Source organism: Kitasatospora sp. NPDC101155 (genome assembly GCF_044768305.1).
Classification (GTDB): domain Bacteria; phylum Actinomycetota; class Actinomycetes; order Streptomycetales; family Streptomycetaceae; genus Kitasatospora.
The window spans coordinates 242,537-255,897 of record NZ_JBIWPN010000007.1; the positions used below are offsets into that span (position 1 = coordinate 242,537).

Genomic DNA, 13,361 nt, shown 5'->3' on the forward strand with positions numbered 1-13,361 from the left:
GCCCGCCGTGGATCTCACGCTCAGCCGGCGGCCAGCAGCCCCCGCCCGAGCCAGTCGGCGTTGTCCTTCACGCCCGGCAGGACGAAGAAGTAGCCGCCGCCGGTCGGCGATATGTAGTCCACCAGCGGCTCGTCGATCAGCCGGGTCTGGGTGGCCTCGAACTGCCGCACCACGTCCTGCTGGTAGCAGCAGAACACCAGGCCCATGTCCAGGTTGCCGGCCTTGTCGACGCCCCGGTCGTAGTTGAAGCCGCGCCGCAGGATGCGCGAGGTGTCGGTGTCGGCGGTGCGCGGGTTGGCCAGGCGGATGTGCGCGTTGAGCGGGATCGCCTTGCCGTCCGGGTCCTTGCCGTAGTCCGGCGCGTCGGTCTCCTGGCGGCCGTCCAGCGGCGCGCCGGTGTCGCGGCGGCGCCCGAACATCTTCTCCTGTTCGGTGAGCGTGACGCGGTCCCAGAACTCGATCAGCATCCGGATGATCCGGATCACCTGGTAGCTGCCGCCGGTCGCCCAGGCGGGCTCGCCCATCCCGTCGGTCACCCAGATCAGCCGGTCCATCTCCCGGGAGGAGGTGGTGTCCGGGTTGACTATGCCGTCCTTGAAGCCGAGCAGGTTGCGCTGGGCGCCGTCCGGGCGGGACTGGTTCTGGAAGCCGTCGATCCGCCAGAGGATCTGCAGCGCGCCGCGGGTGTGCCGGGTGATGTCGCGCAGCGCGTGCAGCACGGTGTCCTGCCGGTCGGCGCAGATCTGCAGCGAGAGGTCGCCGTGCAGTTCGGCGGCCTGCAGGTTGTCGTTGGGGAAGGTCTTCATCGGCGCCAGCTTGACCGGCTTGGCCTTGGCCAGCCCGTAGCGGTCGTCGAACAGCGAGGCGCCGACGCCGACCGTGACGGTCAGGTTGTCGGTGGTCACCACCGAGCCGAGGATGCCGCTGTCGGACGGCGGCGCGCCGACGCCGAGGTCCGGCGGGGTGCCGCCGGCGGTGAGGAAGCGGATCCGCTCGGTCAGGGTCTTGAACAGATCCTCCAGGCCCTTGCGGTCCTGGGCGATCACCTGGCAGGAGATGAAGGCGGCGTAGCCCGGGGCCGGGGTGGTGATGCCGGCCTGGTGGTCGCCGTGGAACGGGACGGCCCCGGTCGCCGTCTGGTGGCTGTCCCCGGCGGCGGCCGGGCCGGCGCCGAGGGTGAAGGCCCCGCCGGCGAGGACGGCGGCGCCGGCGCTCGCGCCGAGCGCGGCCCGCACGAAGCTGCGCCGGGCCGGGCCGGCCGGGCAGCCACCCTGCTCGGCGGCCTGGACGGCCGCGGCGGCGTGCGGGAACGGGCAGGAGCCGGTGGCTGCGGTCTGGTCGGTCATCAGGCGGCCTTCCGGATCTCAAGGAGCGCGGGGATGGGCGAGAGGTCTTCGAGCAGCTGGCCGGTGGCGCCGTTCAGCTGACGGCGGCTCTCGGCGGGCAGCTTGTCCGGCGGGGTCCAGCCGTCGGCGGTGTGGGCGGCGGCGACCAGGTCGCCGACCCGCTTCATCCCGGCGTTGACCCGGACCAGCACCTGCGGGTCGCGCTCGTCGAGCAGCGGCTGCAGCAGGGTCAGCAGCTCCTGGGTGCCGGCCAGGTTGGCCTGGGCGGTGGCCAGGTTGGTGCCGCTGCCCATGTCGGTGTCGCCGGTCAGCTCGAACTGGAGGGTGTTCTCCAGGATCTCGTGGGCGCGCAGCGGCAGGTCGCCCGGGTCGAAGTCCTGGGTGGGGAAGTCGTGCACCAGCTTGGCGACGTTCTGGGCGAGCTCGTCGGCGACCGGCGTCAGGTCGGCGGCGGACTGGCCGTGCCAGAGGCCGTACTCCAGGCGCAGGAAGCCGGTGAAGTCCTTGTCGTCGGCCTTGTCGGCGAAGCCGTCGGCGCGGCCGTCGATCTTCTTGTCGAGGTCGGCGAAGGTGCCGTAGGCGGCGCCGAGCGAGGCGTACTGCAGGTGGGCGGTGAGCCAGTCGGCCTTGGCGGCGGCGAGGTCGCCGCCGTGCACGTCGGTCTGGATCTTCTGGGTCTGCGTCATCAGGGTCGCGAGGCCCTTGTTGACATAGTCCTTGTAGCTGTCCAGCGGGGCCTTGAGGTCGTCCTCGTTGACCGGCTTGACGGCCTTGACCTCGGCGCCGCCGCTGACGTGGACGGCGGCGGAGGTGACGGACTTGCCGCCGGTGGGCACGCAGCGCCAGGCGTAGTCGCCGGAGCCGATGGTGGCGGTCAGCGCGCGGGTGGTGCCGGGGGCCAGGCCCTCGATCTCGCCGTAGACGGCGCCGGTGCCCGGGTTGACCAGGTAGACCTCGGAGACCTTGTCGCCGGTGTTGTGCATCTGGAAGACCTGCTGGCCCGGCTGCGGGTCGGCGAAGCCCTTGCCGCACTCCTGCTCGGAGACCGAGACGGTGGCGGCACTGTCCTGCTTGCCGTCGCTGGCCGCGATCACGACGCCGGCCACCACGACCGGGACGGCGACCAGCGCGGTCGGCAGCACCCAGCGCGGACGGCCCGCGCGCACCGGCTCGGCCTTCTCCTCGGCGCCCGCGGCCTTCTCGGCGCTCGTGCTCTTCTCGGCGGCGGCTGGGGCCGGGGCCGCCTTTCCGCCCCGGATGCCCTCGATGAACAGGGTCATCACGATGCTCAGGTACGCGATGTAGCCGACGACCTGGAGGACCGTCATGGTGACGGTCAGGTTGAGGGTGCCCTGGACGAGCGTGGCGTACCAGGAGGAGGCGTCCAGATGGCCGCTCAGGTCGAAGGCGTACGTGGTGCCGCCGCCGATCAGCCCGGACTCCTGGAGGTCGCGCAGGCCGTAGCCGAGCACACCGGCCGCGACGACGATCAGACCGGCGCCGGTGATGGTGAAGAACCGGGTGAGGTTCATCTTCAGCGCCCGGCGGTACAGACCCCAGCACAGGCCGACGGAGAGCAGCAGGCCGACGGCGGCGCCGATCAGCGGTCCGGTGGACTCCCCGGCGGTGCGCGCGTTGGTCCACAGGAAGAGCGAGGTCTCCAGGCCCTCGCGGGCGACCGCGAGGAAGCTGGTGAGCACCAGCGCGCCGGCGCCCATCGCCAGCGAGGCCTGGACCTTCTCCTTCAGGTCGGCGGAGAGGGTGCGCGCCGAGCGGCGCATCCAGAACACCATCGCGGTGACGAAGCCGACCGCGATCAGGCTCAGCACCCCGCCGAACGCCTCCTGGGCGTGGCCGGAGAGGTTGGCAGCGGTGAAGGTGAGCACCGCGCCGAAGCTGAGGCTGAGCGCGACGGCCGCCGCGACGCCGGTCCACACCTGGGGCAGTCGGCCCTTCTGACCGGCCCGCACCAGCGTGGCGACCAGGATCGACACGATCAGGCCGGCTTCCAGGCCTTCGCGTAGCCCGATCAGAAAGCTCGGAAACGCCTCATCCCACATGCAGCGGGCTCCTCCCCCGGGCCGCCCCGGGTTGTACCTGTCCTCGGCGCACCACCGCGGTGGCGGCGGAGCGGCACGGCGAACGCCCCGGACACCGGGGTCCAGGGCGTTTCGCTTAGCTTAGGCAAACCTTAGAGCCGCTGCGGTCAAGTGCACCCCTGCTTCAGGTAAGGGTTCGGTATGGGAACACCCATACGACCGTCAACCCGGCAGGTCACGGGGCCGGAGGGAGGCCGGCGTCACCCCCACCACTGCTCGGGCGCCGCCGGCTCCGGAGGGACCGTCACCGGTTCGGCGCAGCGCACCAGCAGTTCCCCCTCCTCCGTCTCGGTGACCAGGAAGCCGCACTCGCGCAGGACGAGCGCGGCCGCGCCGCTCACCGCCGCTCGCGCCTCCCCGGAGGGTGGCCCGTCCGGCCCGGCGCCCGGCGACCAGCCGAGCACCACGCCCTCGGGGTGGTGGCCGATCGACAGGGGCGAGGGGCCCGGTGCGGTGTCGAACCCGGCGCGGGCCAGGGCCGCGGCGACGTCCTCGAAGAGTTCACGGTGATCCACCATTGGCGCAGCGTAGGCCCCACCCCACAGGACCTCCGGACGCGGCGCGCGCCGAAACGGTTCAGCTGCACCCGAGCGCAGCATCGGCGTCCGTTGGGCCGAGCGGCGGCCAGCCGATCGGGCGCCGGGAACCCCCGTCCGGCCCGACACGCACGGCCGGACGGGCCGATGGACGTGCACAGTCGGCCCCCTGCCGACAGCATGACAGAGTAAGCGCTCCATCACCCTGAGCAACGGGTCCGGCGGAGCACCTGGTCCGCGCGCCGGTCCGACCGGCGGACCCGTATCGAGAGGTCCCATGATCACAACACTTCGCCGGCCGGCGTTCCCGCTGGCGGGCTTCCACCACGGCACGCCGAGAACGCCGGGGAGCCCGTCGTGAGAACCGACCAGCAGTCGCAGCCGGGACCGGTGACCAGCCAGCGCACCAAGCCCGAGAACAAGGCCCAGGCCCTGGCCGACTGGACCGACGGCCGGCTCGGCATCTACTCCCTGGCCAAGGCCAATCTGCGCAAGATCTTCCCGGACCACTGGTCCTTCATGCTGGGCGAGGTCGCGCTCTACACCTTCGTCATCATCATCCTGACCGGCGTCTGGCTGACCCTGTTCTTCAACCCGAGCATGGGCGAGGTCGTCTACGACGGCCGGTACGTCCCGCTCAAGGGCATCCAGATGTCGCAGGCCTACGCCTCCACGATCAACATCAGCTTCGACGTCCGCGGCGGCCTGCTGATGCGCCAGATCCACCACTGGGCCGCGATCGTCTTCATCGCCTCGATGTTCACGCACATGCTGCGCGTGTTCTTCACCGGTGCGTTCCGCAAGCCCCGCGAGATCAACTGGGTCTTCGGCGCGCTGCTGTTGTTCCTCGGCATGTTCGACGGCTTCATGGGCTACTCGCTGCCGGACGATCTGCTCTCCGGCACCGGCATCCGCTTCATGGAGGGCGCGATCCTGGCCGTCCCGATCGTCGGCACCTACCTGCAGTTCTTCATCTTCGGCGGCCAGTTCCCGGGCACCGACATCATCCCGCGCCTGTTCACCGTCCACATCCTGCTGATCCCGGGGATCATGGTGGGCCTGCTCGCGGCGCACCTGATCCTGGTCTTCTACCACAAGCACACCCAGTTCGCCGGGCCCGGCCGGACCAACGACAACGTGGTCGGCATGCCGCTGATGCCGGTCTACATGGCCAAGGCGGGCGGCTTCTTCTTCCTGGTCTTCGGCGTGGTCGCGTTCATGTCGGCGATCGCCACGGTCAACCCGATCTGGGCCTACGGCCCGTACCGGCCCGACCAGGTGTCGACCGACGCCCAGCCGGACTGGTACATGGGCTTCTCCGAGGGCCTGATCCGGGTGATGCCAGGCTGGGAGATCAGCGTCTGGGGCGGCCACACCCTGAACCTCGGGGTGTTCGTCCCGCTGATGATCTTCCCGACCGTCCTGCTGGCCATCTGGTGCTGGCCGTTCCTGGAGGCCTGGGTCACCGGGGACCGCGGTGAGCACCACATCGCCGACCGGCCGCGCAACGCGCCGGTCCGCACGGCCTTCGGCGCGGCCTGGGTGAGCCTCTACCTGATCCTGCTGGCCGGTGGCGGCAACGACCTGCTGGCGACCCACTTCCACCTGTCGATCAACGCGATCACCTACGCGGTGCGGGCCGGCTTCTTCGCCGTGCCGGTGGTCGTCTTCGTGATCACCAAGCGGTGGTGCCTGGGTCTGCAGCGGCGGGACAAGGACAAGGTGCTGCACGGCCGGGAGACCGGCGTCATCAACCGGCTGCAGCACGGCGAGTACGTCGAGGTGCACGCGCCGCTGCCGCAGGGCCGGCTGTACACCCTCACCGCGCACGAGCAGCCCGAGCCGACCGTGCTGGAGCCCGAGGTGGACGAGAACGGCGTGGTCCGCAAGGCCGGGCTGTGGACCCGCACCCGGGCGAAGCTGTCCCGCGGCTTCTACGGCGAGGGCAGCCAGATCCCCAAGCCGACCGTCGAGGAGCACGCGGAGATCAGCAGCGGCCACGGCCACCACTGATCCCCGGGTCGAAACCCGGAGGGCCCGCTGCGCCGGAATCGGCGCAGCGGGCCCTCGTCGTGCCGCAGGCACGCTCGGCGACGCTCAGCCCCTGAGGGCCGCGGGGAGGACGGCGAACAGCGCCGCCGCCAGAGCCACGGCGAGGCAGAGCGCCGCCCAGCGGGCGCAGATCCGGCGGCACTCGGCGCGGTAGCGGGCGGCCAGCCGGCGGCAGCGCCCGACCGCGCGGTCCACGACCTCCTCGGCGTAGCGCAGCCGGTCGGCGGCGTAGGCCTGTTCGAGGCTCTCCCGCTCCACGTCCGGCAGCCAGGGGAACCGGGCGGCGAACGCCCGGGCGTCCCGTTCGGCCGCCGCGACCTCCGCCTCCCAGGCGAGGAAGCCCTCGATGCGGGCGATCCCCACCCGGGAGGCCACCCGGCCGCCGCCGTTGTCGGCGGGCCTGCCCTGGCGGGGTGTGCGTGCTCTCGGCGGACGCTGTCTGCCACCCATGACCGCTCCTCAAGTCCTGTCGAGTCGTCCCGCCGGAAACCTGCGGGAATGGGCCTCTTACCGGGGATCGCTCCGCAATCAGGCAACTACTACCAGCGACGAACCGCAGGTGGGAGACGGCTCGCCACAGCCCGCACACCCGGGAAAAACTTGCGTGCCACGCACTATTGCGTGACGCGCACGTTTTGCGGGACAGTGGTGGCCATGACGAACGGGCAGCCCGGTCTGCGGGAACGCAAGAAGGCCGCGACGCGGGAGGCACTGAGCTGGGCGGCACTGCGCCTGGCGGCGGAACGGGGGCTGGAGAACGTCCGGGTGGAGGACATCGCGGCCGCGGCCGGGGTCTCCCCGCGCACCTACAACAACTACTTCTCCAGCAAGGCCGAGGCGATCGTCTTCCGGCACCGCAACCGGATCCTGCAGGCCGCCGAGGCACTGCGGGCCCGCCCCGCGGAGGAACCGCTGTGGGAGGCGCTGGCCCAGGCCCTCGTCGAGCCCTTCGACGGCGCGGAAGCGGAGCCCGACCAGCGCTGGATCGCCGCCATACGGCTGCTGCTGCGCGAACCGTCGCTCCAGGCCGAGCTGTCGCGCGGCGGCGCACGGACCCGGGCCGAACTGACGGCAGCGGTGGCCGCCCGGACCGGCACCGACGCCGACCGGGACCTCTACCCGAAGCTGGTCGCCGCGGCCGCGCTCTCCGCGCTGCAGGTCGCCAACGAGCACTACCTGACCGCCGATCCGGTGGTGCCCTTCAAGCCGCTGTTCGCCGAGGCACTGCGGCAGCTGGCGGCCGGGCTGCCCGATCCGTCGTCCACATGAACGAACCGTCTCAGAGGGGGATTCGAGATGACCAACGACGTCATCATCGTCGGCGCCGGCCCGGTCGGGCTGTTCCTGGCCTGCGAACTGGCGCTGGCCGGAGTGCAGCCCGTGGTGCTGGACCGGCTGCCCGAGCGCTCCGGCGAGCAGAAGGCCAACGGGCTGGTCGGCCAGGTGCTCCGCCTGCTCGACCACCGCGGCCTCCACCAGCCGCTCAGCGGCCTCCCGGGCGCGCCGCAGCCCGTGCCGCGCTTCGTGTTCGGCGCCTTCCCGCTGGAGCTGCACCGGCTCGACGCCAACCCGCTGCACGCCGTGCCCGTACCGCAGCACCGGATCGAGGAGGTGCTGGAGGAGCGCGCCCTCGAACTGGGCGTCACCGTGCGCCGCGGCTGCGAGGTCTCCGGCTTCACCCAGGACGCGACCGGCGTGACCGTCGACTTCCACGGCCCCGACGGCACCGGGCAGGCGCGGGCCCGCTACCTGGTCGGCGCGGACGGCGGCCGCAGCACGGTCCGCAAGCTCGCCGGCATCGATTTCCCCGGCGTCACCTCGCCCGACCCGGTCTCCCGCATCGCGCATGTGCGGCTGCCCGAGGGGCTCCGCACCACCGCCAGCGGCGAGGTCCTGCTGCCCGGGTGCCCGACCCCGTTCCGCCCGTACACCCACACCCGCACCGACCACGGCGTGTTCGTCATCTCCCCCTTCAACGAGGACGCCGTCATGATCGCCACCATGGAGTGGGGCGGCCTGCCGGTGGACCAGCGGGCCCCGCTCACCCTGGACGAACTGCGCGCCAGCATCCGCCGGGTGACCGGCGCCGACCTCGAACTCACCCCGGCCCGCACCGCCGGTCCGTTCACCCCGCGCCGCACCGTCGGCCACAACACCCGGCTCGCCGAGCGCTACCGCGACGGCCGCGTCCTGCTGGTCGGCGACGCCGCCCACGTCCACGCCGCGACCGGCGGCCCCGGCCTCAACCTCGGCCTGCAGGACGCCGCCAACCTCGCCTGGAAGCTGGCCGCCGAACTCCAGGGCTGGGCCCCGCCCGGCCTGCTGGACAGCTACCACCGCGAGCGCCACCCGATCGGCGAGCGGGTGTTCATGCACTCCCAGGCCCAGATCGCGCTGATGGCCCCCGGCGCCGGGACCACCGCGCTACGCGCCCTGGTCGGCGAACTGCTCTCGCACGAGGACAACCTCGCCCGGATCGCCGCACTGATGGCGGGCAGCGACGTCCGCTACGACACCGACTGCCCGCACCCGTGGGCCGGGGGCTTCGCGCCGGAACTCGCGCTGACCACCGCCGAGGGGGATCTGCGGCTCGCCGAACTCGCCCGTGGTGGGCGGGCGTTGCTGCTCGACCTGACCGGCGGCGCACTCGGGCTCGCGGACCGGGCGGCGGGGTGGAAGGACCGGGTGGACGTGGTGACCGCGGAGTGCGCCGAGCCGCCGGCCGGGGCGCTGCTGCTACGCCCGGACGGGTACGTCGCCTGGGCGTCGGGGGTCGGCGAGGCGGACCCGACGGGGTTGGAACGGACGCTGCGCACCTGGTTCGGCACGCCGCGCGCCTGAGTACCCGTACCCGGGTGGACTGAGTACCTCGCCGCTGCCGCAGCGGCAGGGGTGGCCGGGAGCATGGACGGCATGAGCGAATCCGCGCGTACCGCAGCCGCCCCGGCCGGGTCCGACCGAGGCCGCTGGTGGCGGGCCCCGGCGATCTCCACCGCGGTGACCCTGATGCTGCTGCCCTGGGCCGTCGTCCTGCGCGGCCTGGGAGAGATGGCCACCGACCCCTGCACCAGTCCGGGCCCCTGCCCCGCCGTGCCGTACCTGGCCGCCGCCTCCGCGGCGCTGATCGCGGCCACGGTCGCGCTCGTCCTCCAGTGGCCGGCCTCCTGGCTGTTCCAGCGGGCCCGGGTGACCGTCTGCCTCGTCCCGGTCGCCGCGCTGGTGGTGGAGGTACTGGCGATCATGAACGCCGGGAACAGCATGTGACACCGGATTCCCGACCAGGTGACCGACAGTCAACTATGGTCGTCGCAGCCCGTTCCACGAGGCACGGGCCTCGACCGGACGGACGGGGAAACGGTGCGCATCGGAATCATCGGCACGGGAGTGGTCGGGCAGACCCTGGGCAGCAAGCTGGTCTCGCTCGGCCACCAGGTGACGCTGGGCTCCCGCGGCAAGGACAACGAGAAGGGGCTGGCCTGGGCCCAGCAGGCCGGCCCCGACGGGCACACCGGCACCTTCGCCGAGGCAGCCGCCTTCGGCGAGGTGGTGCTGAACGCCACCGGCGGGACGGTCTCGCTCGCGGCGCTGCGCGCGGCCGGGGCCGAGCACCTGGCCGGGAAGCTGCTGATCGACGTCTCCAACCCGCTGGTGTTCGGCCCGGACGGGGTGACCCTCGACCCGGTGAACACCGACAGCGTCGGCGAGCGGATCCAGCACGAGTTCCCCGAGGCCCGGGTGGTGAAGGCGCTCAACACGCTGAACTGCGCGCTGATGGTCGACCCGGGGAAGCTGGCCGGTGAGCACAATCTGTTCATCGCCGGGAACGACCCGGACGCCAAGGCCGACACCGTCGCGCTGCTGGGCGAGTTCGGCTGGCCGGCCGGGTGGATCGTCGATCTCGGGGACATCACCGGCGCCCGGGCCACCGAGATGATGATGCCGTTCTGGCTCCGGATGATGGGGCACTTCGGCGACGCCGAGTTCAACTACTCCTTCCAGCGGGCCAAGTAACGGCGGGCAGCCCTCGGGCCCGGCCCCACCGTGCGCGGTGGGGCCGGGCCCGGCGCAGGTGGCGGGACGGGGCCCGGCGGAAGCCTGACCGCGGTGGGGGAGAATGGACCGCATGTCCCGACGTCGTTCCGCGCCCCGCGCCACCACTCCCCGGCTGCTGCCGTCCTCCCCGTGCCCGTGCGGCCTGCCCGCCGCCTACGGCGACTGCTGCGGCCGACTGCACCGCGGCCAGGCGGCGGCCACCACTGCCGAGTCGCTGATGCGCTCCCGGTTCAGCGCCTTCGCCGTCCAGGACGCGGCCTACCTGCTGCGCACCTGGCACCCGGACACCCGGCCGGACGAGGTGGACTTCGACCCGACGCTGCGCTGGACCCGGCTGGAGGTGCTCTCCACCACCGAGGGCGGCGCCTTCCACGCCGAGGGGACGGTCGCCTTCCGGGCACACTGGACGGAGGGCCGCGAGGAGGGGGTGCTCGCCGAGCACAGCCGGTTCGTCCGGTACGAGGGCGCCTGGGTGTACCTGGACGCCCTCTCGCTCGACTGAGGCTCCCCTTGCCGGGCGGCGCCTACAGGTAGTCGTCCAGGCGACCCAGCGAGAAGCCGGCCGCGGTGACGTCGTTGACCACCTTGCGCAGCAGGTCCGGCATGGTGGCCTTCCACTCGGAGGTGCCCCGGAAGTGGGTGAGGATGATGTCGCCCGGGTGCAGCTTCTGGTCGTCGTAGCGCCACTCCATGTGGTCCGGGAAGGCCTCCTCGTTCCACATCGGCACCGCCTGCACCCCGCAGGACGCGGCCGCGCGCAGCGTGTCGTCGTTGTACTCGCCGTACGGGGGCCGGAAGAGCCGGGGGCGGACGCCGATCTGCTGCTTCAGCTGGTCCTGCTGGTCGCAGATCTCCTTGCGCTGGGTCTCGTAGTCGAGGACCTTGAGGTTGCGGTGGTTGATCGTGTGGTTGTTGATCTCCACGCCCTGCTTGTGCAGGTCCCGGAAGTAGCCGTAGTTGTCGCGGACCAGGTAGTCGGAGAGGAAGGCGCTGAGCGGGATCCCCAGTTCCTCGGCCATCTTCGAGAACGCCGGGTCCTTCTCGTTACCGTCGTCGACGGTCAGGAAGACCACCTTGTCCTTGGTCGGCACCCGGAAGACCACGGGTGGGCGGCCGTCCTTCAGTTTGACGCCCTGCACCGGGGTGAGCGCGACCCTGGTCGCCGGGCGGGGCGGTGCCTTCAGCGGCGGGCGCTCCAGGCCCCAGCGCAGCGCGGTCTCCAGCGCGGCGCCGGCGACGGACTCCTGACGGGCCGCCGCCTCGCCGCTGGTCTCCTCCTCCTGGCGGGCCAGCCCCGGCACCTTGGCCGGTTCGGCGGGCGGTCGGGCCGCGCCGTGGCCCGCCGAACCGCCCCCGGCGGCGGGTGCCGCGCCCGCCTCGGCCGGGGCGGCCTCGGGCCGGGTGGACCCGGCGGGCCCGGCACAGCCGGCGACCACGACGGAGAGGCACACGGTGGCCAGCAGGCCGGCCCGCACACCGCTCCGCTGGTTCTGACTCGCCATCAAACCCCTATTTTTGTGACAACCTGATGGTCTGTTCATAGCTGCACTGCTCCCCCACCGCGCACCCCCACCAATCCCCCCATCACCCGCCCGGGGCAACGCCGCACCGCTCGCCTTGCCGTTCCTTTGCCGAACCGGCCGGACGCGACCGGACCGGAAGCGGGTCGGACGCCTCGGGAATCGGTCGGATCGAAAACCCTTTGCGGCGACGGCACCCCGGAACGGATCATGCGCACATGACGAATACCGCGCCCCGCCGCTCCGACCTCTGGGCCGTCACCACGGCCGACGTGACCGCCCCCGAGGCCCTGGAGCTGCTGCGCGACTACTACTACGACGTGGCCAACAGCTACTACCGCCTCCACCTCGGCCGGGAGGGCACCCCCGAGGAGCTGGAGACCGGCCTCGCCGGGTCCCCCAGCGACGACCTCGCCGCACCGACCGGCCTCTTCCTCCTCGGCCGCCACGACGGCACCGCCCACTCCTGCGCCGGTCTGCGCCGGTACGACGCCACCACCGTCGAGCTCACCCGCGTCTTCGTCCGCCCCGCCCTCCGCGGCACCGGCGGCGGAGCCGCCCTCCTCGCCGCCGTCGACGAGGCGGCCCGCAGCATGGGCGCCGACCGGATCATCCTCGACACCCGCCTCGACCTGATCGAAGCCCGCACGCTGTACCTGCGGAACGGCTACCAGGAGATCCCCGCCTACAACAACGGGCCGTACGCCCAGGTGTGGTACGGCAAGGACCTCACCGTGCTCGCCCCGCAGTCGAGTTGACCAATCGCTGAGAGCGGGGGCGCTACCTCGCGCCGGCCTCCGAGTAGCGGGCCGACGCCGCCGCGAGTTCGGCGGCCGAGGGCGGGTTGGCGCCGGGGCGGGAGACGGTGAGGGCGGCGGCGGTGACGGCCTGGGTGAGGCAGCCTCGGAGGTCGGTGCCGCCGGCGCGGACGTGCAGGAAGGCGGCCATGAAGGAGTCCCCGGCGCCGACGGTGTCCGCGACCGCCACCGGGACGGCCGGGGCCTGCTCACGGCCGCCGTCGGAGGTGCGGGCGAAGGCGCCCTCGGCGCCGAGGGTGACGGCGACCAGGGTGGGGCCCAGGGTGAGCCAGCGCTCGGCGACGGCCTCGGCGGGCTCGCCCGGGTAGAGCCAGGCCAGGTCCTCGTCACTCGCCTTCACCAGGTCGCTCAGCGCCACGCAGCGCTCGACCCGCCGGACGGCCTGCGCCCGCTCGCCCATCAGCGCGGGGCGCACGTTCGGGTCGTAGCTGATCTGCGCCCGGCCGCGCCAGCGCTCCACCAGGGCCAGCACCGAGGCCGCGCCCGGCTCGCTGACCGCGCCGATCGAGCCGAGGTGGACGGCCACGGGGGTGGTGGTGAGGTCGGTCGGCGGAAGGGTCCAGCCGATGTCGAAGGTGTACCGGGCCCGGCCCTGCCCATCCAGCCGGACCACCGCCGAGGGCGTCCGCGCCACCTCCGCGGCCCGGACCTCCACCCCGGCGGACTCCAGGTGCGCGCGGATCAGCCGCCCGTTGGCGTCCGGCCCCAGTTCGGTGAGCAGCACGACGGACCGGCCCAGCCGGGCCAGGCCGTAGGCGAGGTTGGCGGGGCTGCCGCCGGGGTGCACGACATCCGGGGCCCCGTCCGTGCGGACGATGTCGGCGACGCACTCGCCGATCACCAGTACGTGGGCGTCGGGGCTGGTCACTGCGGCTCCTGGCATCCGGTGGGCGGGCGTCGTCTCGGCCGTCAGCCTACGGGGTGTGCCCGGGAGTCG

The 13,361-nt window shown here is 72.6% G+C and carries 13 protein-coding genes; 7 read left to right on the top strand and 6 right to left on the bottom strand.

Going from position 1 to position 13,361, the window contains the following annotated elements; all coding sequences use genetic code 11:
* Window positions 1-20: 20 nt before the first annotated feature.
* The 3 genes from efeB to ACIRYZ_RS13525 form a co-directional block, all read right to left on the bottom strand.
* The gene (gene efeB / locus ACIRYZ_RS13515; protein ID WP_402943127.1) at window positions 21-1,346 is read right to left on the bottom strand and encodes an iron uptake transporter deferrochelatase/peroxidase subunit; all 1,326 of its coding nucleotides are present in this window, start codon (window positions 1,344-1,346) and stop codon (window positions 21-23) included.
* Window positions 1,346-3,406 (bottom strand): iron uptake transporter permease EfeU, encoded by a 2,061-nt coding sequence (gene efeU, locus ACIRYZ_RS13520; RefSeq protein WP_402943129.1) that lies wholly within the window; start codon window positions 3,404-3,406, stop codon window positions 1,346-1,348. The genes efeB and efeU overlap by 1 nt, the downstream gene beginning before the upstream one ends.
* Window positions 3,407-3,645: 239 nt before the next feature.
* Window positions 3,646-3,963 (bottom strand): hypothetical protein, encoded by a 318-nt coding sequence (locus ACIRYZ_RS13525; protein WP_393038663.1) that lies wholly within the window; start codon window positions 3,961-3,963, stop codon window positions 3,646-3,648.
* Between the two features lie 408 nt (window positions 3,964-4,371).
* Between ACIRYZ_RS13525 and ACIRYZ_RS13530 the strand changes: the two genes are divergently transcribed.
* Complete coding sequence (locus ACIRYZ_RS13530; RefSeq protein ID WP_393038693.1) at window positions 4,372-5,994, top strand: cytochrome bc complex cytochrome b subunit; 1,623 nt, start codon at window positions 4,372-4,374, stop codon at window positions 5,992-5,994.
* Between the two features lie 84 nt (window positions 5,995-6,078).
* Here the strand turns inward: ACIRYZ_RS13530 and ACIRYZ_RS13535 are convergent, their stop codons facing one another.
* A complete protein-coding gene (locus tag ACIRYZ_RS13535; RefSeq protein WP_402943132.1) occupies window positions 6,079-6,483 on the bottom strand; it encodes a hypothetical protein in 405 nt (134 codons plus the stop codon).
* 204 nt (window positions 6,484-6,687) lie between these two features.
* Here ACIRYZ_RS13535 and ACIRYZ_RS13540 point away from each other — a divergent pair, with 204 nt between their 5' ends.
* From ACIRYZ_RS13540 to ACIRYZ_RS13560, 5 genes are all read left to right on the top strand, one after another.
* Window positions 6,688-7,302: a TetR family transcriptional regulator gene (locus ACIRYZ_RS13540; RefSeq protein WP_402943134.1), complete on the top strand. Its 615-nt coding sequence runs from the start codon at window positions 6,688-6,690 to the stop codon at window positions 7,300-7,302.
* Between the two features lie 27 nt (window positions 7,303-7,329).
* The gene (locus ACIRYZ_RS13545; protein WP_402943137.1) at window positions 7,330-8,874 is read left to right on the top strand and encodes an FAD-dependent monooxygenase; all 1,545 of its coding nucleotides are present in this window, start codon (window positions 7,330-7,332) and stop codon (window positions 8,872-8,874) included.
* Between the two features lie 72 nt (window positions 8,875-8,946).
* A complete protein-coding gene (locus ACIRYZ_RS13550) occupies window positions 8,947-9,297 on the top strand; it encodes a hypothetical protein (protein WP_402943139.1) in 351 nt (116 codons plus the stop codon).
* 93 nt (window positions 9,298-9,390) lie between these two features.
* Entirely contained in the window at window positions 9,391-10,044 is a 654-nt protein-coding gene (locus ACIRYZ_RS13555; protein ID WP_402943141.1) for an NADPH-dependent F420 reductase, read from the top strand.
* Window positions 10,045-10,156: 112 nt separating this feature from the next.
* The gene (locus ACIRYZ_RS13560; RefSeq protein ID WP_402943144.1) at window positions 10,157-10,588 is read left to right on the top strand and encodes a YchJ family protein; all 432 of its coding nucleotides are present in this window, start codon (window positions 10,157-10,159) and stop codon (window positions 10,586-10,588) included.
* 22 nt (window positions 10,589-10,610) lie between these two features.
* On the opposite strand, the gene ACIRYZ_RS13565 is transcribed toward ACIRYZ_RS13560, so the two are convergent.
* On the bottom strand, window positions 10,611-11,588 hold the full coding sequence (locus ACIRYZ_RS13565; RefSeq protein ID WP_402943145.1) for a polysaccharide deacetylase family protein: 978 nt from the start codon (window positions 11,586-11,588) through the stop codon (window positions 10,611-10,613).
* Window positions 11,589-11,824: 236 nt separating this feature from the next.
* On the opposite strand from ACIRYZ_RS13565, the gene ACIRYZ_RS13570 reads away from it, so the two are divergent.
* Window positions 11,825-12,364 (top strand): GNAT family N-acetyltransferase, encoded by a 540-nt coding sequence (locus tag ACIRYZ_RS13570; protein WP_402943148.1) that lies wholly within the window; start codon window positions 11,825-11,827, stop codon window positions 12,362-12,364.
* Window positions 12,365-12,386: 22 nt separating this feature from the next.
* On the opposite strand, the gene ACIRYZ_RS13575 is transcribed toward ACIRYZ_RS13570, so the two are convergent.
* On the bottom strand, window positions 12,387-13,292 hold the full coding sequence (locus ACIRYZ_RS13575; RefSeq protein WP_402943150.1) for a carbohydrate kinase: 906 nt from the start codon (window positions 13,290-13,292) through the stop codon (window positions 12,387-12,389).
* Between the last annotated feature and the right edge of the window lie 69 nt (window positions 13,293-13,361).